This is a genomic window from Bacillus sp. Marseille-P3661 (assembly GCF_900240995.1).
GTDB lineage: Bacteria > Bacillota > Bacilli > Bacillales > Bacillaceae_J > OESV01.
The window spans coordinates 157,540-182,963 of record NZ_LT965955.1 but is presented as its reverse complement, the minus strand read 5'-3'; the positions used below and the strand labels follow the sequence as shown (position 1 = coordinate 182,963).

Annotated in this window: 22 protein-coding genes and 1 pseudogene; 7 read left to right on the top strand and 16 right to left on the bottom strand. The window is 35.8% G+C overall.

The window, feature by feature from the left end; translation table 11 throughout:
- Nucleotides 1–229: 229 nt before the first annotated feature.
- Nucleotides 230–562 (top strand): hypothetical protein, encoded by a 333-nt coding sequence (locus C1724_RS17880; RefSeq protein ID WP_102348118.1) that lies wholly within the window; start codon nt 230–232, stop codon nt 560–562.
- Nucleotides 563–796: 234 nt separating this feature from the next.
- On the opposite strand, the gene C1724_RS17875 is transcribed toward C1724_RS17880, so the two are convergent.
- The 8 genes from C1724_RS17875 to C1724_RS17840 form a co-directional block, all read right to left on the bottom strand.
- Entirely contained in the window at nt 797–1,111 is a 315-nt protein-coding gene (locus C1724_RS17875) for a ferredoxin family protein (protein WP_102348117.1), read from the bottom strand.
- The gene (locus C1724_RS17870) at nt 1,093–2,388 is read right to left on the bottom strand and encodes an FAD-dependent oxidoreductase (protein ID WP_102348116.1); all 1,296 of its coding nucleotides are present in this window, start codon (nt 2,386–2,388) and stop codon (nt 1,093–1,095) included. Before C1724_RS17870 ends, C1724_RS17875 begins: the two co-directional genes overlap by 19 nt.
- A complete protein-coding gene (locus C1724_RS17865; RefSeq protein WP_102348115.1) occupies nt 2,372–3,409 on the bottom strand; it encodes an electron transfer flavoprotein subunit alpha/FixB family protein in 1,038 nt (345 codons plus the stop codon). The genes C1724_RS17870 and C1724_RS17865 overlap by 17 nt, the downstream gene beginning before the upstream one ends.
- On the bottom strand, nt 3,409–4,236 hold the full coding sequence (locus C1724_RS17860) for an electron transfer flavoprotein subunit beta/FixA family protein (protein ID WP_102348114.1): 828 nt from the start codon (nt 4,234–4,236) through the stop codon (nt 3,409–3,411). Before C1724_RS17860 ends, C1724_RS17865 begins: the two co-directional genes overlap by 1 nt.
- Nucleotides 4,237–4,831: 595 nt before the next feature.
- Complete coding sequence (locus C1724_RS17855; RefSeq protein ID WP_102348113.1) at nt 4,832–5,773, bottom strand: GGDEF domain-containing protein; 942 nt, start codon at nt 5,771–5,773, stop codon at nt 4,832–4,834.
- A gap of 62 nt (nt 5,774–5,835) precedes the next feature.
- Complete coding sequence (locus C1724_RS17850) at nt 5,836–6,687, bottom strand: EAL domain-containing protein (protein WP_258000450.1); 852 nt, start codon at nt 6,685–6,687, stop codon at nt 5,836–5,838.
- Nucleotides 6,688–7,796: 1,109 nt separating this feature from the next.
- On the bottom strand, nt 7,797–9,017 hold the full coding sequence (locus tag C1724_RS17845; RefSeq protein ID WP_180994323.1) for a sensor domain-containing diguanylate cyclase: 1,221 nt from the start codon (nt 9,015–9,017) through the stop codon (nt 7,797–7,799).
- A 190-nt stretch (nt 9,018–9,207) separates the two neighbouring features.
- The gene (locus C1724_RS17840; protein WP_102348111.1) at nt 9,208–10,533 is read right to left on the bottom strand and encodes a S8 family peptidase; all 1,326 of its coding nucleotides are present in this window, start codon (nt 10,531–10,533) and stop codon (nt 9,208–9,210) included.
- A gap of 319 nt (nt 10,534–10,852) precedes the next feature.
- On the opposite strand from C1724_RS17840, the gene C1724_RS17835 reads away from it, so the two are divergent.
- From C1724_RS17835 to C1724_RS17820, 4 genes are all read left to right on the top strand, one after another.
- Nucleotides 10,853–11,914 carry a glycosyltransferase gene (locus C1724_RS17835; protein WP_102348110.1) on the top strand — a complete coding sequence of 354 codons (1,062 nt, stop codon included), beginning with the start codon at nt 10,853–10,855 and terminating at the stop codon, nt 11,912–11,914.
- 2 nt (nt 11,915–11,916) lie between these two features.
- On the top strand, nt 11,917–13,245 hold the full coding sequence (locus C1724_RS17830; RefSeq protein WP_258000449.1) for a hypothetical protein: 1,329 nt from the start codon (nt 11,917–11,919) through the stop codon (nt 13,243–13,245).
- A gap of 163 nt (nt 13,246–13,408) precedes the next feature.
- Nucleotides 13,409–13,606 carry a hypothetical protein gene (locus C1724_RS17825; protein ID WP_102348109.1) on the top strand — a complete coding sequence of 66 codons (198 nt, stop codon included), beginning with the start codon at nt 13,409–13,411 and terminating at the stop codon, nt 13,604–13,606.
- A gap of 99 nt (nt 13,607–13,705) precedes the next feature.
- Nucleotides 13,706–14,644, top strand: coding sequence for a Na/Pi symporter (locus tag C1724_RS17820; protein WP_102348108.1), 939 nt, complete (start codon nt 13,706–13,708; stop codon nt 14,642–14,644).
- 87 nt (nt 14,645–14,731) lie between these two features.
- Here C1724_RS17820 and C1724_RS17815 read toward each other — a convergent pair whose 3' ends face one another.
- The 8 genes and pseudogenes from C1724_RS17815 to ftsZ all read right to left on the bottom strand — a co-directional run.
- Entirely contained in the window at nt 14,732–16,279 is a 1,548-nt protein-coding gene (locus C1724_RS17815) for a polyamine aminopropyltransferase (protein WP_102348107.1), read from the bottom strand.
- A gap of 26 nt (nt 16,280–16,305) precedes the next feature.
- The gene (locus C1724_RS17810) at nt 16,306–16,701 is read right to left on the bottom strand and encodes a DUF350 domain-containing protein (protein ID WP_102348106.1); all 396 of its coding nucleotides are present in this window, start codon (nt 16,699–16,701) and stop codon (nt 16,306–16,308) included.
- 17 nt (nt 16,702–16,718) lie between these two features.
- Nucleotides 16,719–17,315 carry a DUF4247 domain-containing protein gene (locus C1724_RS17805; protein WP_102348105.1) on the bottom strand — a complete coding sequence of 199 codons (597 nt, stop codon included), beginning with the start codon at nt 17,313–17,315 and terminating at the stop codon, nt 16,719–16,721.
- A gap of 117 nt (nt 17,316–17,432) precedes the next feature.
- Nucleotides 17,433–18,104 carry a PspA/IM30 family protein gene (locus C1724_RS17800; RefSeq protein ID WP_102348104.1) on the bottom strand — a complete coding sequence of 224 codons (672 nt, stop codon included), beginning with the start codon at nt 18,102–18,104 and terminating at the stop codon, nt 17,433–17,435.
- Nucleotides 18,105–18,122: 18 nt separating this feature from the next.
- On the bottom strand, nt 18,123–18,629 hold the full coding sequence (locus tag C1724_RS17795) for a DUF4178 domain-containing protein (protein WP_102348103.1): 507 nt from the start codon (nt 18,627–18,629) through the stop codon (nt 18,123–18,125).
- A gap of 256 nt (nt 18,630–18,885) precedes the next feature.
- Nucleotides 18,886–19,515, bottom strand: a complete 630-nt coding sequence (locus tag C1724_RS17790) for a hypothetical protein (RefSeq protein WP_102348102.1) — start codon at nt 19,513–19,515, stop codon at nt 18,886–18,888.
- 11 nt (nt 19,516–19,526) lie between these two features.
- Complete coding sequence (locus tag C1724_RS17785) at nt 19,527–20,699, bottom strand: ParM/StbA family protein (protein WP_102348362.1); 1,173 nt, start codon at nt 20,697–20,699, stop codon at nt 19,527–19,529.
- Nucleotides 20,700–21,180: 481 nt separating this feature from the next.
- Nucleotides 21,181–22,125 (bottom strand): annotated as a pseudogene (gene ftsZ, locus C1724_RS17780) (cell division protein FtsZ); the annotation flags it as partial.
- 733 nt (nt 22,126–22,858) lie between these two features.
- On the opposite strand from ftsZ, the gene C1724_RS17775 reads away from it, so the two are divergent.
- Nucleotides 22,859–24,097 carry a saccharopine dehydrogenase family protein gene (locus C1724_RS17775; RefSeq protein ID WP_102348100.1) on the top strand — a complete coding sequence of 413 codons (1,239 nt, stop codon included), beginning with the start codon at nt 22,859–22,861 and terminating at the stop codon, nt 24,095–24,097.
- 1 nt (nt 24,098) lies between these two features.
- On the top strand, nt 24,099–25,226 hold the full coding sequence (gene nspC / locus C1724_RS17770) for a carboxynorspermidine decarboxylase (protein WP_102348099.1): 1,128 nt from the start codon (nt 24,099–24,101) through the stop codon (nt 25,224–25,226).
- Nucleotides 25,227–25,424 lie beyond the last annotated feature (198 nt).

Sequence of the window (25,424 nt, the reverse complement as noted above, 5' to 3'; positions counted from 1 at the left end):
AACTAGTTAATGTCAATATCTTTTATATCATTTGTAGTTTCCATATTTTTTATAAACTTAACATACTACTTAGACTTAAATTATAATGAAAGGCAAGCACGGAATACCGAAACGTTATTTTTTCTGAATTTTAAAAAAATATTAATCTTTTAATTTTATACAACATATACTATTTTAAACAATACTTTACTGCAACCGTTTCCAATAATAACAATAAGGAGATGTGTGTATGACAAAAACCCCTAATTTCAGAGAATTTTATCAAAGTGCTCCTATATCAATTGGAGAAAACGATCGATTAGCAATGAGAAACACCGCTGCAGCCCTTGAATCTGTAGATAGTTTCACACACTGGTTAATTGCCTTAGAAGGAGAAGAGTATAACAGTAATACCATTCACTGGAAGGTTGTTATTTATCCATTAAGGGCCAATGGCGAATTTGACTACCTACTACCATATTTTGTTTCCTCAATTTTCGAGTCCATACATGAAGGCATTGAATTTATGAAACAACTGACAAACATTGCAAAGCAAGACCAGCTCGCCGCTATCCATACCTAATTTTTTAATAAATAGAAAAATAAAGCGCTATTTCTTTCCTCTCTTTTTAATGTTCCATGTGAAACATTTTACATAAACCAACGTTTAATACTTGTCACCATTGGGGCCTTAACCCACTCTCCATATATATACGCATCTCCATAGACTTTTAATTATTTCCACAAATTTATCAGCAATATACCCCTAAATAAAAAATAAGGACTACCCATATGGTTAGCCCTACCCACTATAACACTATCCTAGTCTAAAAATAATTCCATGACCACCCTTTGGGTACTCCCATTCAATATTTTGATGTGGGCAACCAATCCTGCAGCTTCCACATTCATGACAACCTTCATAGCCTATATGCATTCGTATATCTTCCCATTTGTAAATTTCTGCGGGACAAAAAATTGTGCAAATTTTATCAGGACATTTTGTTAAACAAATGTCTGGATCTGTTACATGAAGATGTGATTTGGTATCAGCTTTAAAGCGAACAAGGTACTGTTTCTCCTCAACTGTTGAATATTTCTTCTGTTCACTCATTACTTCATCACCTTCCATGCTCGATAAACATCACGAGCAATTTTGAATTTCTCCTTTGATGTACCCATATCTCTCAAAATTGATTTTTGTTTCTCCCACTTCGATTTGCCATCAACAGTAAAAAACTGACTTGCAGCTTTATTCATCATTGGAATATATTGATCAAAGTATTGTGGGAATTTATCAAAATGATGTGTAGAGTCTTTATATTTCTTCATATCTTGACCAACAAATCCACTCATTAATTTCGTACGATAATAGCTAAGAGAGTTCTCAGAGAAATCGCCAGTTTCCTTTGCTAATAATACTGTTTCAGCTGCCAATCTTCCTGATGTCATTGCAAGATTCGATCCCTCACGGTGAATAGCATTTACTAACTGGGAGGCATCACCAATGACAATTACGCCGTCACCAACGATTTTGCCCATTGAATTATATCCACCTTCTGGAATTAGATGGGCTAAATATTCCTGTGGTTCACTACCTTGTATATATGGACGAATCATTGGGTGATTCTTAACATACTCTAATAATTCATACGGTCTAATCTTATGCTTAATTAAACCTGAAAGTAATGTCCCAACCCCGATACTTAATGTGTCTTTATTTGTGTATAGAAAACCTGTACCTAAAATTCCTTTCGTTGCGTCGCCGAATAATTCAATTGTACATCCTTGATTTTCTTCTAAATTAAAGCGATCTTCAATCACCTTACTATCTAGTTTCAATATTTCCATTGTTGCTAACGCAACTTCGTCTGGTTTGTACTCTTTATGAAATCCAAGAGATTTTGCCAACAGTGAGTTAACACCGTCTGCTAAAACAACAACATCAGCATATACATCTCCATCCGGACGATCAGTTCTAACGCCAACAACTTTGCCATTCTCTACAATACATTCTCTAACTGTTGTTTCGTTAACTAACAAGGCACCTTGTTCAACAGCCTTATTTGCAAACCATTGATCAAATTTTGCTCGCAATACTGTGAAGTTGTTATATGGCTCTTTTGACCATTCCATTCCCTTATAACCAAATGTGACCGCTGATTCTTTATCCATCATCATAAATCTTTGTTCAACAATTGGGCGTTCCAACGGTGCCTCTTTATAAAACTCAGGGATAACATCTTCCATCATTTTCCGGTAAAGCACACCGCCCATTACATTTTTGGAACCAGGATATTCACCTCGTTCAATCAGTAATACGTTTGCGCCTCCTTTTGCTAGTTCATAAGCGCAGGAGATCCCGGCTGGTCCCGCACCAACAACAATACAATCAAACTTCTCTGGCATTAGATGTTACCTCCTTTTGAGATAAAGCCTGTTTGAATCCCTCAATTAGAATTGGCAAAATTTCAAAAGCATCCCCTACTATTCCATAATGGCAGCTCTCAAAAATCGGTGCTTTCGGATCTTTATTGATAGCAATAATTAAACCTGAGTTTTTCATTCCAACAACATGCTGAATAGCCCCAGAAATCCCAATTGCAAAATAAATTTTAGGTGTGACTGTTAAGCCTGTTTGACCAACTTGGTGTGGATGTGAAATCCATCCCGCTTCGACAACATCACGACTTGCACCGACTGCCCCATTTAAAACATCTGCTAACTGGTGCACGAGTTGAAAGCCTTCTGCACTGCCTAATCCCTTTCCACCAGCAACAATAATGTCTGCTTCATCAATTCCAACATTCTTTGTTGCTTCGCGGACAATTTCCAACACCTTTGTATGGATATCAGATTCCTTAATGGCAACGGTTTCTTCAACTAACTTTCCAGTGCGGCCTTGTTGTGGTGCTAATGCCTTCATTACCTTCGGTCGTACTGTTGCCATTTGCGGGCGGTACTTTTTACATAGAATCGTTGCCATAATATTTCCCCCGAAGGCCGGCCGGCTTGCTAATAATAATCCAGTATCTTCTTCAACATCCAGCTCTGTGGTATCCGCTGTTAGGCCTGTCGGCAGGTCTGTTGCAACTGCACTAGCAAGGTCTTTTCCTGTTGAAGTTGCACCAAAAAGAATAATTTCCGGTTTATGCTTGTCACTGCAATCTAAAAGCGCCTTCATATAGGATTCCGTTCGATAGTTTTTAAAAATAGATTGATCATAAACATATACAGTATCTGCTCCATACTCAAAAGCCGTTTTGGCAAGATGCTTGATATTTTCACCAATAAATACCCCAGCTAATTCGGTTCCTCGTTTATCAGCGAGTCGTCTACCTGCTCCTAAAAGCTCTAGTGAAACAGGTGCAATCTTCTCATCCTTTACCTCCATAAAAACCCAAACACCACTGTACTCACTGAAATCCATCAATATCCCACCTTTTCCTTAAACAATTCCTCTTTTTCAAGAACAATTGAAATTAACTGATTTGCTTGTTCTTGTGGATTTCCTTCCAGCATAGTCCCTCCTTCAGGTTTTGGTGGTGCCCATACTTTTGAAACAATTGTTGGTGATCCCTTTAACCCGAGTTGCTTAGGATCTACGTCTTCCAAATCATCAACTGACCAGATAATTGGGTTATATCGTGCGGCTTTGAGCATATTTGGAAAAGGCGAATAAGGTACCTCATTAATTGTTTTCTCAACAGACAATAAACAAGGTACTGTAGATTGAACGACTTCATATCCATCCTCTAACTTACGGTGAACTATCATATATTTCTCGTCCATATTTAACTCAACTACTTTATTCACCGATGTAAGTGGGGGAATATCCAATCGTCTAGCAATTCCAGGCCCTACCTGACCTGTATCGCCATCAATGGTCATTTTCCCACAGATGATCAAGTCAATCGGATGAATTTTCTCTATCTTCTCTAACGCTTTAGAAAGGGCATAGCTTGTTGCCAACGTATCAGCCCCCGCAAATCTCCGGTCTGAGATCATGTACCCTTCATCTGCACCAATTTCAATACATTTTTTTATTGCATCAACTGCCTGCGGAGGACCCATTGTTAAAACTGAGACTGTACCACCGTACTGTTTTGTAATTCGTACGGCCTCTTCAACTGCATGTGCATCATAAGGATTTAAAATCGCTGGAGCTGTTCTGCGATCCATTGTATTTGTTTTTGGATTCATCTTGATGATCTTCGTATCAGGTACTTGTTTTATACAAGCAACAACATGTACCATATTCATGCCTCCTTTACCAATAGAAACTGAATTGAATGCCGTGGCTTAACTACCAGTTCGAAAATGACATACGTAGATGCCAATCTCGGCTGAAAGGAAATGAACCATTTGTCCAAGTTGGTTCCATATTTCTGCCTGGTTACTTTACTATATTAATGGACTACTCGTTACATGCTTTTAAATTATAAATAGTATGAAAAAAGGTGCTTTCCGGTTGCACTTTTTAATAACTTGCAAGAACGGACAAGCACCTTCATTTAAATAGTATAGAAGTGAGATTTAACGCTTTATCGGGTTTAGTTGTGAGGAGTTAACTTTAAAACGTAGGGCGGGTATAACATCTTTCTTGATTCCGACTGAACGCGGCTACTTCTAGCTCTATCTGTCAGAATCAACCTCCGTTTCTGACTGAGCATGCACTTTTTCTGCTCTTCCTGTCAGAATTACTTTTACCGAAAAGCTTATAAAATTTAATAAAAACATTGCTATAAAAACAAGAACACACTACATGTAAATGCGTGTGTTCTTAAGTTCTAATTTAATTTACATATTCAAATTAACCCCATAAGCGCCACTTGTTCTTTATAAATAACCTCTAGGGATTTATTAAGCAGCAACTTCCTTTAACTTTTTTACACATTTTCTTTACTACCGCTGCATACTCTGCAAGTTCCTCTACACTTTTAAATTGAGTGTGCTGATTTGTAACAATCGCAATTGACAAAGAAACTAATGAAATTTTTTCTTTTATACCAAGACGGTTTTCGGTTTCTACAAACTGTTGTAATAGATGCTTAGATTTATAAAACCGTTTAACAAACATATCAAAATCGCTAATAATCCCTTCACATATTGCATTGAAATCATAACTATTTAATATAGCAATAAAATCATCGCCACCAATATGCCCTAAAAAGGCGCCTGTACTGTCAAAAGCTTGTTCAAGTAATGATGAGGTACCTAGGAGAAGTTCATCTCCTTTTTTAAATCCATATGTATCGTTATATTCTTTAAATTTATCCAAGTCAAAATATATTATAGTGAATTTCTCCTGTTGAATAACCTCAGTTAATTTTCTGTCAATAATCTGATTTCCTGGTAAGCCAGTAAGCGGATTTAAAAAACTTGCCACTTCGACTTGGATTTCTACTAATTTCATTAATAGTTTTTGAATGCTCACAATTCCAGCAAAGCTACCCTCTTTGGTCACAATAACGTAATCATAAAGATCCTCTTCTTTTCTTTCCATTGCCAATTTACTTACTTCTGTAATAGGTTGGAAATAATCTACTATGAGTGGATTTTTTTTAGCCGTTAAATCGATCGTTCGACCCATATACAAATTATAACCATATTGCGTACCAATCTTTTGATAAAAGTGTGATCTAGTGATGAGTGATATTGGTATATTATTATTTACGACAACTATGCCTTGTAATTTAGTATTCTCACTAAATACCTTATTTACTACTTTGTTTACTACATATTGGGGAATACATGGTACTGAATCAACAATTTCGCCAACATGTGTTGTCATTTAAGTTCACCTTCTAGCTATCTCATACTTTTAACCACTAATACTTATAAATCATAAATTGATTAGAGTGGGACATACCCAGGCACTAAATTCTCCTTAGGTCTGCCTAATGCATATCCTTGACCATAATGTACTCCTTTTTCTCTTATATAGGAAAGCTCCTCTAGCCGTTCAATTCCTTCAGCGATAATTTTTGTATCAGATTGATTAGCGTACTCAATTAACAAAGTAACTAACTTTTGTTGTTCACTATTGCGATCAATATGCTGAATAATTGATTTATCTAATTTAATAAATTCCGGTTTTAAGTACACTAATGTTTTTAGACTATTATAGCCAGAGCCTACATCATCAATAGCAATCCGGAAACCTTGCGAACGATAATTAGAAAGGACTTTTTCAAACTGACCAAAGTCAGTTACAGCACTCTTTTCTGTTAATTCAAAGACAATCTGATTTGGCTCAATTCCCAGATCACAAAGTAATTGTAAGGTTTCACCACTATGGTAATTAGTATCCAGCAAAACATGTGGATGGATATTGATAAAAAGAAGGGAGTTTCTCTTAAGTTTTTCATCTTTATATCTATCAATAAAACGTTTCATTGAAACATTTCTACAAAAACACTCAAATAAAAAAACCTGATCAGTTTGCCCAACAAAATCATAAAAACTTTCTGTATTACAAAAAAACTTCGACACAGGACGATTCAATGCCTCGTAACCTAACGTATCTCCAGATTCCAAATTAAGAATGGGTTGAAAGTACGTAGCTAAAGAATTATTTTTTATGATTCGCTGTAGTTCCATAAAACCTTTAAAGTAGAAAATCTCACGCTTCCTTTTATTATTTAGTGACTTTAAATATGAATAGACTTTATCTAATCTCGAGACTGTTACTAACTGGCTATTCAAGTGCTGCACCTTCTTTAAGTAATGATAGGTTTAGTTTAACTTTCAATTGTTAACGCACGGTTAAGAGGACATGAATTTTTGTAAATTACTTTATTTCACTAACAAAAATTCCTTAAAAAAGAACTTCAAGTCTTCAATGTTCACATAATATGCACATTATTTTCCAGCGACTGGTGGTATACTAAAAATGTAAGATAAACAGAAAACAAAAATTATCTTACAAGTTAACATCTCAGGAGACTCAACCATCCTAGTTAGTTCCGTTATTTTAAACGGTAATAAAATAAAACTAGGAGTAAGTATTATCACTTTGGAAATCTAGAAAGCAGGTGAATCCACCAACAATTCTTTCTGATTTACCCAGTGAGTGCCCTATATAACGGTAAAATCAGAACACAATCTTTCTGTATGATCCAAGTGATTTGAAAAAAATCACCGATAAGATTTTAATCAGTAATAGTTGATAGAGTTAATAGTCAATCCTTACATTATGTAAGGAAGTCAATAACTAGCTTAAACTAAGTTACCGTCGAGTAACTAGTTAACTAGAATTCAACCCCCATTGACTTTAATTTTGACCAAAAACCCTAATTCACACACGATCTAGATCTTATCTACTAGATGTAATTCAATGAAATATTCTGCAGAAAAGTTTGGAACTGTAACTATCAAGTATAGGAAAAAGTATAAGATTGAGTCTAAAATTTAATAAAACCTATCTTGCAGGAGCATGAGTCTCCTGTTCACGGAGCTATCACAATCCTGATTAAGCTTAAATTCTTCACTTCTTTTGGCAGTCCCTTAGCTGGGCTGCACACTTGATTTTGAAACAGAAGTGAAATCTAAGTCCATTATGGTTCAAATGTAACCTAAAAAGGGTACATTCCCAAATAGGATTTGGCATGGTTGGGTCTCCTGTGGTGTTAACGATTGAAAGCCCGGTTGAGCAATTCAACCGGGCTTTTTTTCCTTAAATTTCACTTAAAGTTCACGATTATTCCACATTATAGATATATTTATCAAAGAAAAAAGTGTCTATCTCACCGGCTCATATTTTTAATAATGTATCCGGAAGACACCACTTTCACCTATCATATTATTTAAATTTATTAAAAATCATATTTCTTATAGAATGAATTGGTTTTCTTCGCATAGTTCATTGCCATATTTGCGTGGCGAAGAAGCATATCCATTTCTCCACCATCATTTGGGTAATAAACTACACCTATATTTAAAGAAACATTAACAGTAGTATTACAAGTATAAATTGGTTGCTTTAATATTCGATGGGTCGTCTTGGAAATTTCATCTAATTCTTTAGACGAAAGTTGCCCTGGAAACACGACTGAAAATTCATCGCCATTCATTCGATATACTAATCCTTTTTGGCCGATTGTTCCTGATAATCGCGCTGCAATTTTGATAAGTACTATATCACCCGCTTGGGAACCATAGTAATCATTTATTTCCTTAAGGCCTTCCAAATCTATATACATAACTGTGAATGTTTGATACTTGTTAATTTCCTCTGCAAAGTCTAATTGGAATTTGTTGCGGTTTGGTAAATCTGTAAGTGTATCATAATAAGCACGATATTTGATCAATTCCTCTTCTTTTTTCTTAACAGTAACGTCCCAAAACATGATTTCAATTGCAGGGAAATCATTTAACAAAATAGGTATTCCACTTACCTCCACATCTATTTCTCTACCATCCAACCGGATAAATTTTTGATGCATGGGTGGAACAGATTGCCCCAAATTTTCTATACTCTCAATTCGTTTAGTTACAATTTCTTTAAAATTAAAGTGAACGATTGTATAAATTGATTGCCCAATTATGTCGCTTTTAACATTGGCCCCTAGTAAATTAAGCGCCATTGGGTTAGCATATTCAATTATGCCTTTCTGATGTACGATTATTCCTACAGGAGCATTTTCTACAAGATTTTGATAACGTTCTTGGCTCTTTTTTAATTGCAATTCAATCTTCTTACGACCACTTATATCGATAACTGAACCTATCGAAGCAGATTGGCCTTCATATTCTATTCTCTTATTCGTTACAGAAATATCAATTATTGTCCCGTCTTTTTTGATACCTCTTATTTCTATTTCATACTGTTCTATTTCACGTGCATAAGATTTCAGTACTAATTGTAACAGCTTGTTGCGGTCGTCTGGATAAATAAGATCAAGATAATTTAATTTTTGAACATCTACCTTTGAATATCCAAATATTTCAGCAAAGCTTTCATTTACCCATAAAAACTTGTTGTTCTGTCTCATATAAAGTCCATGTCCTAACTTATTTGCAACTGTCTGATACAACTTAGAAGTCCTCCATAAAAGTAACATTAATTTATTCTTGTGTAGTATCTCATAGTTAACTATTTCCCACAATATTATTTTATTTTCCACAACCTTCACCAAAATCATGAAAAAAGGTTCCCTTTCAGCTTGGAAGGGGAACCTTTTTTAACGAAATTCAGTTAATATAAAAACATCTGCCTATCTACTCTTAATAAATGGAGTTCTCCGCATTTATATAACCCGCGCCGTATATGTTAGGATCTTTACCACTCCAGTAGTCTGCTCCCTGCTTCAAAGCGTTTTTAACTTGATATGGTTGTATGTTAGGGTTATTTTGTTTAATTAAGGCAGCAATTCCAGCACATATTGGTGTAGCCATCGATGTACCTGATAATACAAAGTAATCACTATCTACTCGACTAGATTTTTGTAATTTATCCAAGTAAGAGTTAGGTGATCGTAATGAAACAATATTAACACCAGGCGCCAAAATATCTGGCTTGGTTACCCCATAGATGGTCGGCCCTCTACTAGAGAAGTTAGCAACATCATCATCAGTCTTTGTTTCCATTGTATCCCTATCATCAAGAGCACCAACAGTTATTACTTTGTCACTAAGACCCGGGCTAGCTATCGAACTGCTTCTTGGTCCTTCATTTCCAGCTGCAACACACACGATAATACCAGATCCCCATGCTTCCTCAACAATTTGAACCATTGGATCGGCATCTTCATTAGCAAAAGTCTGAGCTGTACTTCCTAACGACATGCTAATAATGTCAATTTTACTAGTAGGGTTATTTTCATTATATTGGATACACCACTCTACTCCTTGCATAACTGTTTCTAATGAGCCTGATCCCATTTTATCCAAAACTTTTACTCCTACTAGATTCGCTTCTGGAGCTGGTCCCACATATTTAAATGAAGAAGCCATGCCGTTTCCTGCTGCATCTCCAGCGCAATGTGTTCCATGTCCGTTATCATCATACGGCTCTGTTCTATTATTTATAAAATCAACAAAATCAGTAATTCTCCCTGAAAGATCCTGATGCGGATAAATCCCTGTATCTATTATGGCTATTTTTACACCTTTACCTGTTAGCTTAACGTCATTTCTAACTACATTGGCTGCATTTGCTGAAGGCACTGCAACATCCAGAAAGGCTTTAACTTCTCTATTTAGGTGAACCCTTTTTATATGCTTACAATTAGAAAGAATCTCCTCTAAACTATTAGGGGTTACGTCTGCACTACAGCAGGAAATCCTTGAAAAGTGGTGGGAAATTCTATTACGGAAGTGATTTTTCATAATTCCATTTATCTCTTCGCAGCCAACATCATAACAGCCCTTATTAAACTCGATAATAACTGATAGTTTTTTAGTATTTTTTAAAGTGCCTTCAAAAAATTTGTGCAAAAAACAAGGAGTCCATTTAAACGGCTTATATAAGTTTAATATTTTATCGCGTAATGGTCGATCTAATTTTTCAGCATTTGACCTTACCATTTGAACCATTGAAAAACCAAACAAATTTATCACCCCCTTCTATACCTTTAGAAATAGACTATGAAGTAGTGATAGAACTTGAAACGGTAGATACCTATTAATAAAAAAGGGGCTCAACACACATTAAATGTATCGTACAAACCCCATAAATTATTGGGACTAATTTAGTACTGCAAAGGCTCTTAATAAATGAATTTATTAATTTAATATTGCTCCTCTTCAAAAAAAGGGCTCCTAAACACGAAAACCTATACATTTTATGGTCATTTATCCATGCCCCTCTATTTTTTTATGCATAATTTATCCTATAACCAGAACATTAGGTTGAAAGGAGAAGATTTTTTTGCCGAAAGCTATGCATTTAAACTTAAGAGTAGACCCCACCCAATATATTCCCCAGATTCGCGAAGTACCGGGTTATGATTATATTCATCTGGTACGACAACCAAAGTATATGACAGACATGTCATTACTTAATGAAAAGGTTCATTATCTCAACGAAATATTTTCACCAGTTGAATTTATAAAGAAAAATAAGGTCTCTCTTCTACATGCCCATCACGGCCAATTAGGTATATTACTACTCCCATTTAAAGAAAAAACAAAGCTCCCGCTTGTAACAAGTATTCGGGGTAGAGATGCCACGATGGCTGACCAACCTGTTGGTTATTTGGATAACATGAAAATGCTTTTTGAACAAGGAGAAGAGTTTTACCCTGTTTGTAAATATTTAGGCGAGAGGATAAATGATTGGGGCTGTCCCCCCGAAAAAATCAAGGTCTTATATGGCGGAGTTGATTTAAGTAAATACCAATATCGCGCACCAAGTATAGAGGGATCTCAAAACATTCTTTCAGTAGGTAGATTGGTAGAGAAAAAAGGACACCATATCTTAATGCAGGCGTTTAAAAAAATAAAAGATAAATTTCCTAAAGCTACATTAACTATTATTGGCGGTGGCGAGCTTCACGAGTATATTTCAACTTTGGCGTCCCAACTAAATTTAGGCGACTCTTTTCGGTTATTAAACCGTCTTCATAAAGACAAAGTTCGCGTGCATATGGCTAACGCTGATTTATTTTGTGCGGCAAGCATGGTAGCATCCAACGGTGACGTAGAAGGAATTCCAAATACACTGAAAGAAGCAATGGCGCTTGGTGTACCAGTTATTTCAACAGACCATGCAGGTATTCCTGAATTGATCACTCATAATCGCGAAGGTTTTTTAGTACAAGAAAACAATGTAGATCAACTTGCTGATGCTCTTGAGTTTATGTTGAACCAAAGGTCAATGTGGGAAACATACACCGTTGCTGCACGGGATAAAGTTGAAACAATGTTTGATGCTAAACAACAACTTCAATTACAAGCGCACTATTATGATCAATTGTTAGGAGGTAAATAATCGTGGACTTTAAAGCAATTAAAGTAACTAAAGGCGTAAAAACCCTACTAATTGATAATCCTACAAACTATCCACTCATTGGTATGGGATCGCAAGGAGCTGTCTTTAAACTTTCAGAAGAAAAGTGTGTAAAAATTTACACAGACCCACTTCAAGCAAAAATGGAAACAGAAGCTCTGAAGGCCGGACAAAAGCTTCCCTTCTTTCCTAAATTATATAAATCAGGCCCAAACTATATCGTTATGGAATATTTTAATGCCCCGACATTAAAAGAATACCTCCGAAATTGCACATATATCCCTGAATCGATCACCATAAAGCTTCTAACCATCTTAAAGGAATTGGAAAAAGCAAAATTTACAATGATTGATGCCCCATTGCGACATATTTTTGTTTTAGAAAATGAGGAATTAAAAATAGTAGACCATGTAAACGCCTTTAAAAGGATGCACCCAGTACCACTAAAATTACTAAGGGACTTAAATATTATTTTATTAAAAGACTCCTTTTTATCTCGAGTAAAGAAACTAGAACCTAATACCTTTAAAAAGTGGGAAGACTACTTCAATGAAAATAAATTAGACTATAAAAATATCCCTGTTACTTCTGGCGAATCTGGAGAAGGTGTAAAGGTTGACAGCTCAGTGTCCCAACCACTAATTGGGAAAGGCCATCAAGGGGCTGTTTATCGAATAGCTGAAGATCGATGTGTTAAGATCTACCCAAAAGTAGAAAATTGTAAGCAAGAAAGTAAAGTTCTCACATCTAACCAAAAGTTATCATTTATTCCAAAGGTCTATGAAACTGGGCCCAATTATGTTGTCATGGAATATTTATTAGGTCCTGATTTAAACTCCTACCTTAAAAAGCAATCTGAACTATCCGAGGATGTTACAAGACGTTTACTTGAAATTTTAACGACTATGAAAAAATCTGGGTTTAAACAAATTGATACTCCATTAAGGCATATCTTTGTAACAAAAGCTGGCTTTAAAATGGTTGATCATGTGTTTTCATTCACTCGGGAACAAGATAGACCGCTTGAGCTGTTTCAAAATCTTCACGAAAGAGGGTTCTTAGATACCTTCCTTGAACAAGTTAAAGTAATGGATCCTGCCACACATGCTGAATGGACAAAAACGCCGATTCCACTTACAAATGAAGAAATGGCACAGGTAGAAAATAATAGTCCAAAAGAGGAAAAAAGGAAAAAAGATAAAAAGAAAGATAAGAAGAAAGATAAAAAGAAAGGCAGGAAAAAGAAAGAAAGTAAATTGGATCGAAAGAAAGCGGAAAAAAATCGTAAGCAAAAAATTAAAAAAGCATCTTAACAAATAAATAAAGAAGAGCAACAATGTGCCTAAAAGCCCTACTGTTTTTGTAGGGTTATTTGGCTTAACATAGTATTTCTACACATTTTATTCTATTCTTATCCTTTGCCCACGCATGTCCTACCTAGAATACATATATTAACTTAAGAAAGGGGGTGAGGTCTTGGTTCAATTACTTATGTTTACCCTTATTATCGGGTTACTTCTTTCAGGAATGTTACTCTTAAGAATTTTAATGGCCCAACAAATGAACAAAGTACTTAAAGATATAATAGAAAATTGGGATTCTCAAAAAGAAAGCACAACAAATTACCCAAATGCGGATCCAATACTCATCATACAAAAATCTACAAAACATTAGAAATTCCTTCACAGGTTGGGTATGCACTTGCGTACCCTACTCTATATCACAAGTCATGAACCCTTCTTAACATTAATACTTTAGAAAGGAGGTTTAAAGATGCTCGAGTTTTTTTTATTTACTCTTCTGATCGGATTATTTTTAGTAGGAATGTATTTTCTACGAACAGGTCTTTTCAACCTTTCAGCTGACTCGCTTAAAAGCTGGCTAGTAACTCTAACGGATGCCCCATGGAAAGGCATTATTGTCGGCACAGTTATTACCTCTATTTTGCAAAGCAGTTCAGCTGTAATGATTATTACAATTGGTTTAGTTGCTGCTAAGATGCTCACCTTTACTCAATCCATTGGGATCATTTTAGGGACAAACATAGGAACAACTGTAACCACAGAATTAATTACATTTAATATAGAATCATATATTATTCCAATTGCGATTGTTGGTGGCATTTTGTTTATAATAAAACGAAAGAATATACGTAACTCTGGATTAGTACTTCTTGGGTTATCTGCAGTTTTCGGAGCCATGTGGGGGTTTGAAACTTTAGCAGCTCCATTAAGGGATATGGAGTATATTAATAATTTACTGCTCACTTTAGACAGCAACCGATTTTACGCAGTTTTAGCAGGCATAGTTCTTACTGCTATTATCCAGTCAAGTACAGCCACTACAGGAATAATAATGGGGTTTCTTTCAGCAGGTACAATGGATTTAGAAACAGGCATTGCCATCATTCTTGGCGCAAATATCGGAACATGTGTGGACGCATTAATTGCCGCCATTGGCTCTGGTAGAGAAGCAAAGCTTACTGCTTATGCTCATACATGGCTAAATGTGATAGGAGTGTTTGCATTCTACCCATTTATTGAGCTCCTTGCTAGTTTGGGTACTATCTTATCGCCACACCCGGATGTACAGCTGGCACACATCAGCGTGACCTTTAATATCATAACCTCATTAATCGTCCTCCCTTTTGCAAAGCCATTCGGAAAACTAATCCTAAAAATTCACGATCGTAAAAATTCACAAATTCAATAAACTAAGGGATAAATGCGAAAAACTTTCAGGCATTTATCCCTTAAAATTTAATGCTTATGAAACTTGCTGCCGGTAGGTAAGTTCCATCTAATAGTACCGCCATGCTTCTAAATACTTTTGAAGTAATATAGGATCTAATAAAGTATTTACCTCAATTTGAATCTTTTCCCCTTGATTATTAACGATATTTTCGTCAATATCTTTACCAAACGATCGTAACCCATGTAGAACCTCTGTCGTTAAAAACTGTGTATCTACTGGAATTGTAATGCCATCCCAAGATATTTGTTCGCGTTTTGCTATTACGAATCCCCAATCTCCAAAGCTAGGAATATCAACATGTAAATTAGCAGTTTCTAGCCCAGCCGCCTGAACCGTTTTATTGATTCCCCAATATACTTCCGTTGCAAAGGTTGGACTTGTTGCTTGAATCATAACACTTCCTCCAGGAAGTAAATGATTACGAATTAATTGATAAAACTCTTGCGTATACAGTTTATTTAATGATTCATTATTGGGGTCCGGTAAATCGACCAATATTACACCATAATAATCGGATGTCTTTTCTAGAAACTTAAATGCATCTTGGTGAACAACTTTGACTCTTACATCTTTAAGTGAATGTTGATTAAGCTGCACAAGATCATGATGTGTTTTTGCTAGCTCAACAACCTTAGGATCAAGATCAACAAGTGTGATGGATTCAATAGCATCATATTTTAGTAACTCCCGTACTGCTAAACCATCACCACCACCTAAGATTAATACACTTTGTTTATTCCCACTAAGAGCCATTGCTGGATGTACTAGTGTCTCATGATAACGGTATTCATCTGCTGAACTAAATTGAAGCTGTCCATCTAAAAACAGCCTTAAATCACCTTGCTCTTTAGTTAAAATAATCTGTTGATAAGGCGTTTGCTGATTATAGATAATTGGGTCACGATACAACTTTTGCTCAAATGTAAAAGCTGTTTCCTCACCAAAAAAAATCCCACCTAGCAGAAGTATGATAATGAAAATACCTGCAAACCCATGCATTTTCACTCTCTTAATATCCTTTTTAAAATAATACAGTAGCCAAAGTGCCACACAAGCATTTATAAAAGCCACAACAAATGCGGTTTTTACCAATCCTAATTGTGGGCGAAGTAAATATAAAAATAATAATCCGCCTATTAACCCGCCTGCATAATCGGAAAGAAGAACTCTTGCAGCACTTCTATTTAGTGTTTCTCCAATCTCATTAGCTTTACGAATTAGGATCGGCAATTCAACACCGGTCAAGGTCCCAACTACAACTGTTATAAAATATAGGAAAAATGCATCCGTACCATCACTTAAAAAGGCTGTTATACCAAAAAGAAGGAAAGTGGAAAAACCGCCAATTATCGCTATTAGAAATTCTATCCACACAAAATAAATAATTAAATGTCGCGTTACCTTTTCACTTATGTATGCACCAACCCCCATACCCGTAAGAAAAAGGGAAATGGTCAACGTATATTGCTTAATCCCATCTCCCAAAATATAAGAGCCCGCTGCTCCAAATAACACCTCATATATGATGCCACAAATAGATACTATCCCTGAAGACCAGTAAATTGCATTGGTTTGTTTAAGACTATCTTTCATATTTCAAGTCCCTTCTAGGGAGTTTTTTACGTAATTGATGCCCCGATAACTAGCGCTAAGCCAATTGAAACTCCTAAACTTATAATCCCAACAGAAACGTTTTCTTTTTTTAACTCTTCCTCAACAGAAAATTTCCTGGTAAATAACTCAAATAACAAATAGGCTGCCAATTGAAGAACCACACCGATTGCACCCCATATTAATGTATCGGTTAACTGTGAGCTATGATAGATAGAAAAAGCTAGGACAATACATATACCAATAATTTTTCCTGTAATTGAAAGAGCAACCGCCTTGTTTCCATTGCGGATTTCATCCCAATCCTTATATTGCCTTGTCAGTACTTCAAAAATAGTTAAACCGATAATTACAATGATAATAGCCAGAACAAAATACATTACTGTTAATAAAATTGCTTGCATAATACCGCCTCCTTCTCCTATTTCCCAGCACCAGGCCCACCGCCACGTACAGATGAACTTCCATTACGGATCGTTGGTGTTTTATTAAGCCCTTTAAAACTGCCTCCCGAGTGGCCATAGCCATCGTAACAATTTTCAGGATACTGCTTACATTTCATTTGCCGCTTTTTACCCCAATCATCAACATCCAATACATCATCTAATACCCAGGCCAGAAATAAACCGTCAAAAAAATCATAACTATAGTTATCCCTTATAAACTGATTGTTTGCTACCTCAATATAGGTATTTCCTTGATTCTCATCATCCGCTGTTAAAATGACGAAAAGATTTTCATATATAAGTACCTGCTTTCCTTCCTTCATCTCACTCATTTCAATTGGCTGTTGATGGGAAATTATGTTTGCTGCAACCGCATCAACTGTTTGATTTTCTGCTATATATATTTCTGAAAAATTTGCAGAATCTGTTGCACTAGACACTGTATCATAAATCGTATATTCATTGCTGATAAATTCAACAATGCCTTCTTTAAATAACCCACCATTCTCTGATGAGCATGCAGCCAATAATAATGTGAAAGTGAGAATGAGGGCAAGAAGTGGCTTTTTCATAGATTCCCCCGCTTTCTATTCCAACTTAGCGAGCTAAAATTGCTCAGGTGGTAAACATCCCTTCAATTTTGGGGATGCATCATATCTCCCAACTATTCATATGGTGTCTATAAATGATTATTCCTTACCAAGCTTTTTTTTCAATGCTGCTAGCTCATCATCTACGCCATTACCTTTATCTAGCGCTTCTAGTTCATCATCTAAGCTGCGACTTGAAAACCGCTGCTCGTCACTCGTTTCTGCTTCGGCTTCATAGCGCAAAACTTTCTCCTTCATACGCTCAAAACCTCTTCTTCCCTCATCCCCACCTATGCTCGACATAGCACGATTCATTTTTGTTCTTGTTTTAGCAGATTCTGCTCTTGCTTTTAAAGCATCCTTCTTCAATTTCATTTCATTATATTCACTTTTCATTTCATCCAATTTGACTCTTAAAGTATCTGCATCTTGTTTCGCTCTTGTATATGATTCTTTAAGTGAGTTTGCAGTGGATTGATGTATTTTTTTATCCTCTAAAGCTCTTCTAGCAAGATCCTCATTACCAGATTCTAATGCTTTAATTGCCTGACTTTCACGTTTTTCGACCATTCTTTCAGCATCTTCATACTTTTTTTGTAGCATTTTTTCGTTCGCAATTTGCTTCGCTACTGCTGTTTCAGCATCACGGATATCCGCTTCCATTTCGCGCATAAATTGATCGAGCATCTTTATTGGATCTTCCGCCTTATCTAGCATTGCATTTAACTCAGACTCAACTACAGTTTTTACACGTTTAAAAAATGAAAACATAACTCATCCTCCTGTAGATTATTGGCCTGCAATAATCTTAATTTCAAATTCCTCAATTTCATATCCATAGCTAACTTCAACTTCCGAACCCCATATTTCAACAGACAAAAAATGTTCTCTCTCGTCATCACAATAATCAAAATACTTACATTTCATATTATTGACGTTACGACCTCTGCCTTCACCAGTAACCGTTGCTATCCCTGACTCATCAAGGTAATATTTGGTGTTGTCATATGTAACCTCCTTTGGTAAAGGCTCATGAAGTTTTAATGTGATTTTTTCATATATACCTACGTACAACTCATCATCCATTTCAGCACTTAACCAAACTGTTTTATTAGGGCTGTTTAGCTGATAAGCTATCCATTCAAATCCATGATCATGATAAGTTAACTTGCCAACTACTTGATAATCCTCAAGGTCATAAACAACGATATCCCCCACTTCAATCGAAAGAACAGTTCGTTCCTTTACCTCCCGAACCTCTTCTTTTTGACCAAAAAGCCGTTTAAGAAAGCTCATTACAGCACATCCTTATATTTAAAATTTATATTATTGTTACGAATCTCTTGAGGAAAATGTTCCATTTAAAAAAGGTTTGCTGTCGTTTATTATACAAAAAATGGTAATATAATAAAAGGTTATAAAGGCTTAATAAAGCATTCAGACTATTTTGGACATAAAAAAAAACCATTCAGCTTTACGAATGGTCCTGCTAATTCCGTATTTTGAAATGAAACTTCTACCATTGAGGTCTTTTAGCCCGGGTGAATGGTACTTAACTGTTCATTTTTGCTAAGAAGTCACCAAGTAAATCTTCAGCACTTTCCACTTCTACTACTCCTTGGTCTTTTTCCGAAGGGGACGCCAATTCTTGTCTTACACTATCCAAGTCAAAATTCATCAAGTCATCTTCACCATGTTCTAAATGATTTGATACTGGATATTCTTTAGACTCCTCTATCTTTCTATCTAAACTTGGATAAAGTTCTTTCTCAACATATGATTCATTTGATGCAAATGGTTCTTCCTCTTGTAAATATAGTGCTTCATCTATGTCCAATGCACCGCTATTTAGAGAGGCCAATACCGAAGTGGCACGAATTGGGTCTATCAATAATTGATAAACAAGACTTCCTAAAAGAGCTTCGGAATGTGAATGTTTCAGCCAATTCCGTTGTTCATTACTCAAAGGCTTAGGAAGAGGAATGTTGATTGTTTCTCTTTCTTGAGATAGGGAGTTGCCTACACCCTGCAAAACAAACTCTGCAATTTTACTAGAAAAGTTTCTACGCTCCGATTTCTTTAACTTTTGTAACCTCTTAATGATGTGGTCAGGTGTATCAGAAGGGAGCCGAAAGGTAATTGCCTGTCCCCTCTGTATTCTATTCATTTCCTTGTCTGTCATGAAAATCACCCTTACTTCTCTGCAGTCTGTTTCTCTTTTCCTAGATTGGATTTCCTTACAAAGTCTGAAATTAATTTATGATAAGCATTCGCCATCATCCAAATACTTTCTTTTTCATCCTCAAAGAACCCAATATTATAACCATCTAAGCTATTATTAATTGCTTTTAGATAATCCTTTAAAACAATTGAACCCCCACCAACAAAATAGCAAATTTCTGTTTGGGAGTTTTTTTGCCAAATATTACGTAAAAGGCGATATTGTTTCTTTGCCAATTCGAATAGAATTCTATCAGTAATATCATGTATACTAGTTCGACTACCCTTAACCATAATGTGATTCCGATCTTGTTTTTTTGTTATAATTTCAACTACGTCTCTGCGACTATCCAATTCCACACTATGTTTCGTTCTAACTTCTTCTCTTATAGCCTCCAATGATTCAGATACACCAATATTAAAGCCCTGTGCCTTGTCATCGTCTACATTTCTATTTTTTATAACAGCAATGTCAGTTGATAATCCACCAATATCTTGAATTAAAATCCGTTTATCTACTAAATCCCTATTTATTATATTTAGATTTTTGTCCATTACTAGATTTATATAGGCCGCAAATCCCTCTGGATATACTTTTACTTGATCGAATTTAAGATTGACCTTTAGTCCTTGATATTTAGGAGTTACTAAAAATTCAACTTGGTGGACTGCGCTTAATAGTCGTGAACGATAGCCAACGTCCTTACCTTCTTTTACCTCACGGAGAGGGAGTCCTGTACCAAGTGTATACAAGCAGTCGATAACATTATCTTTCTTTTTGAAAGTATCATCATTTTGTTCTCTGGCAGCATCTAATGCCAAAGTAGCGAAGAGCATGATAAGTGTCTGATCTTCTTCAGACTTGCTGCTTCCTTGATCTAATTCGGTTGCATTGGCACTTTTAGTTGCCAAATTGCCTACACGATATATAGCATTATTTTCTTTCAATGCGGGAGAATGGACTCTAATATGAATACCTTCTAGAGGATCTTTATCATTCAATTCTTCTATACCAATTACAGGTCTATCTTCTGTATCTCTTGCAATTACATTGGGTATATTAAGCTCATACTCTGCAGACTTTCCAAAAATTGCTTTTATAGAATCATTCCCTACATCAATTGCTGCAATTCTTGTTTTATTCATATTAATCATCCCTTCCAATTAAGCTAAATACAAAAGGTATTTCCACCTTACATTAAATGGTATAGGAGTAGGATAGATTGTACAATCTATCTAAAGTTGTGTTCTAAATAGAATACAAGTATACGAAATGTATACAACAGGACAATAATGTAAACATATTGATATAATCGCATGTGTACTAGTTTGTATACGTGTATTCAACTTTGTAAACATATGTATACAAATTGTTTACTCAATAATATTACATAAATATTTAAAATTATTTACTATACTGTTTCAAAAACTCTACCCATCATACTGTATCATTGGGACTATTTGTTTGACCTAATCTCCTGATGCAATAGATAATTCTTAAACAGCTCAAAAGATACTTAGCCTAAATACAAAAAGAGTGCCCCATACAGGCACCCCATTATATTTCATAACCTATTAAACTATTTTTAGAGATTAGTTGGCTAAAATTTTTTATTGTTTACTTGGCAAATCCAGTTGCTATTACTGTTACAATGATTTCCTCATCCAAATTTTCATTAATAACTGAACCAAAGATCATATTTAAGTCTTCATGTGTAGTCGATGCAATAATGTCAGCTGCTTCCTGCACCTCAAACAGACTTAAATTACGCCCACCAGTGATATTCATAATCACACCACGTGCCCCACTAATAGATGTTTCAAGCAACGGACTGTTTATCGCTTTTTGTGCAGCATCAATCGCACGGTCTGCACCTTTAGCGATACCAATTCCCATTAAGGCTGTTCCTTTATGTGACATTACTGTTTTTACATCCGCAAAATCAAGATTTATTAATCCTGGCACTGCTATTAGATCTGATATACCTTGGACACCCCTTAGCAGGACATTATCCGCTTCTCGAAACGCTTCAATCATTGGCGTTTTTTTATCTACGATTTCCAATAAACGTTCATTTGGAATAATGATTAACGTATCTACTGCTTCCCTCATTTCTTCAATTCCAAATTCCGCATTTGCAGCTCGCTTAGGACCTTCGAATTTGAACGGGCGCGTCACTACCCCAATCGTTAGAGAACCTAAACTTCTTGCAATATCAGCTATTGCCGGCGCTGCACCTGTTCCTGTACCACCGCCCATTCCGGCTGTAACAAATACCATATCAGCACCTGCTAAAACCCTTTCAATATCCTGTTTACTTTCTTCTACAGCTTTTCTACCTACTTCTGGATTTGCACCTGCACCTAAGCCCCTTGTCAACGTGGCACCTATTTGGATTGTTGTTTCTGCTTTTGATTGATTTAGAGCTTGTCCATCTGTATTAACTGCAATAAACTCTACACCCTCTACTCCAGCTTCAATCATTCTATTTACGGCATTATTACCGCCACCGCCAACACCAATAACCTTAATTTTAGCGAACTGATCTATATTTGTATCAAACTCATACATGATAATTCCTCCTAACTATCAAAAACCATATGTTAACACAATTCAAGGAATATTCGAAAATACTATTATATATACTATTCGAAGCTAATTTCCTTTTTTTGTTCGAACAAGAAATCTTTTATAAAATTTTTATTAATTTACCTCTTGATATTTGAATGAAATGTGTTAAGCTAGAGTAGCGTTAATTGGAAAGCGAATATTCAATATATACATCAGATCTTTCCAAGCAGATAATTTTGACCACTTCTATTCGAAGTTAAGGCCATACGGACAGCCGGGTCAAATGCCGATTGGCAACTTTAGTTGCCTTATTGATTGAGTTAAAAGCTCAAATTTTATAAGTTGGTTACTTTACAACCAGTGCGTTAGCACAACAACTTGTGAAACGGTCAATAAGAGTAGTAAAAGTAAATTATTTGCTATATAGACTCTGATCCCTATTATGATATATTTTGAATATTAAAGAGCTTCCTATCATAATATTGTTGAACTTTTATGATAGACGATTACATATGACTCTGTCATAGTTAACTTATGTCTTTTTAATATTGATGATTATATCTAAAGCAAGTGTTGTGCGCGGTCATGCGTTTCACACTTGCTTTTTGTGTTTTGAGAAATTATTGAGGGGTTATGATAACGATCTTTTTCCCAACGAATTGTTGTTTTACTAGTTTCGTTGTTATCGACTACCTCTTTTATTTGAAAATCTATTTAGTGAGGAGACTAGAAAATGGGAAAAGCACTTATTATTGGTTGTGGTGGAGTAGCATCAGTAGCTATTCACAAATGTGTTCAAAACAGTGAAGTATTTGAAGAGATTTGTATCGCAAGTCGTACAAAATCTAAATGTGATGAGTTAAAAGCTAAATTAGATGGTGGCAAGACAAAAATTACAACTGCACAAGTCGATGCAAACAATGTAGATGAGTTAATTGCTTTAATTGAGGAAGTAAAGCCTGATATCGTAATGAATTTAGCATTACCGTATCAAGATTTAACAATCATGGATGCTTGCCTTGCAACAAAAACGCATTATATGGATACAGCAAACTACGAGCCAGAAGATACAGCAAAGTTCGAATACAAATGGCAATGGGAATATCGCGAACGTTTTGAACAAGCTGGAATTACAGCTCTTTTAGGAAGTGGCTTTGACCCAGGCGTAACAGGTGTATTCTCTGCTTATGCACTTAAACATCATTTTGATGAAATCGAGTACATCGATATCCTTGATTGTAATGGCGGAGACCATGGTTATCCGTTTGCAACAAATTTCAATCCTGAAATCAATATTCGTGAAGTATCAGCTAACGGAAGATATTGGGAAAATGGTGAATGGATCGAAACTAAACCAATGGAGATTAAAAGAACTTATAACTTCGCTGAAGTTGGCGAGAAAGATATGTATTTATTATACCATGAAGAGCTTGAATCTCTTGCGCAAAACATCCCAGGACTTAAGCGTATCCGTTTCTTCATGACATTTGGCCAAAGCTACCTTACACACTTAAAGTGCCTAGAGAATGTGGGAATGACTTCAATCGAGCCAATTGAATTTGAAGGAAAGCAAATTATTCCGCTTCAATTCTTAAAAGCAGTACTACCAGATCCAGCTTCCCTTGGTCCAAGAACAGTTGGGAAAACAAATATCGGTTGTATCTTTAAAGGTAAAAAAGATGGAAAAGAAAAAACTTATTATGTATATAATGTTTGTGACCATCAAGAATGCTATAAAGAAGTAGGCTCACAAGCAATCTCTTATACTACAGGTGTACCTGCAATGATTGGTGCAGCTATGATCTTGACTGGTAAGTGGAATAAACCGGGCGTTTACAATATCGAAGAATTTGATCCAGATCCATTCATGGAAGCTTTAAACAAATGGGGACTTCCATGGCAAGAAGACTTTAATCCAGAGCTTGTCGATTCAGAACCTATAAAAGATAAAGAGCCGGAGCTCGTTTATTAAGATGCGGTTTGAAGAATTACCAACACCATGTTATGTAGTCGATGAAGGTCTTCTGGAAAAAAATTTAAAGATCCTAAACGGGGTAATGAAACGTACAGGATGTAAGATTGTTTTAGCTCAAAAAGCATTTTCAATGTATTCAATGTATCCTCTCATTGGAGAGTATTTAAGTGGTACGACAGCGAGCGGCTTACTCGAAGCCCGCCTAGGGTATGAAGAAATGGGGAAAGAAAATCATGTCTTTTCCCCTGCCTATCGTGAAGATGAAATAGATGAAATCATTTCAATATGCGATCATATTATTTTTAATTCCTTTTCGCAATTAGAAAAGTTTAAAGATAAAGCACTTGCAGCTGGCAGAAGTGTCGGCTTGCGTATTAACCCAGAATGCTCGACTCAAATTGGGCATGCAATCTATGATCCATGTACGCCAGGTTCAAGATTTGGTGTTATAAGAGAATACTTTCGTCCTGATTTACTTGATGGTGTTGATGGATTACACTTCCACACACTTTGTCAGCAGAACTCAGACGATTTAGAAACAACTCTTAATGCAGTAGAAGAAAAATTTGGCGAGTGGCTACCTCAAATGAAGTGGATTAACTTCGGTGGTGGCCATCATATAACAAGAGAAGATTATGATATTCCACGATTAGAAGCATGTATTAAGAAAATGCAAGATAAGTATGGTTTGGAAGTTTATCTTGAGCCAGGTGAAGCCGTAGCGCTTAATGCAGGTTATCTAGTTACAACAGTTCTTGATACGATTCAAAACGGAATGGAGATTGCTATTCTTGACACATCAGCATCATGCCATATGCCCGATGTGTTAGAAATGCCGTATCGTCCTCCTCTATTTGGATCAGGTGAAGTCGGCGAAAAATCATACTCTTACCGTCTTGGCGGGCAAACTTGCCTTACTGGTGATGTAATTGGTGACTACTCTTTTGATCAACCATTAAAGAGTGGCGATCGCTTAGTATTCGGTGATATGGCAATTTACACAATGGTCAAAAACACAACCTTCAACGGTATGTCATTACCAGCTATTGCTGTGAAAAAGAAAGATGGCGATTGTAATGTTGTACGTCAATTTAGCTATCAAGACTTTAAGATGAGACTTTCGTAAAAATTTTTTGTTACTCTGTAAACATAATAGCTCTTAAAAGCCCAGATTCTGAAAAAGAACCTGGGCTTTTTTTATGCCATCAGTTTTGTTAACCTTAACTGGCTTCTCTATTTTAAGCAATATTTCTAAGACTGCTATGATTTTAACTATATTAACTTTTGCTCCATTCAAAACTAGTCTAATGCTATATCAACATAA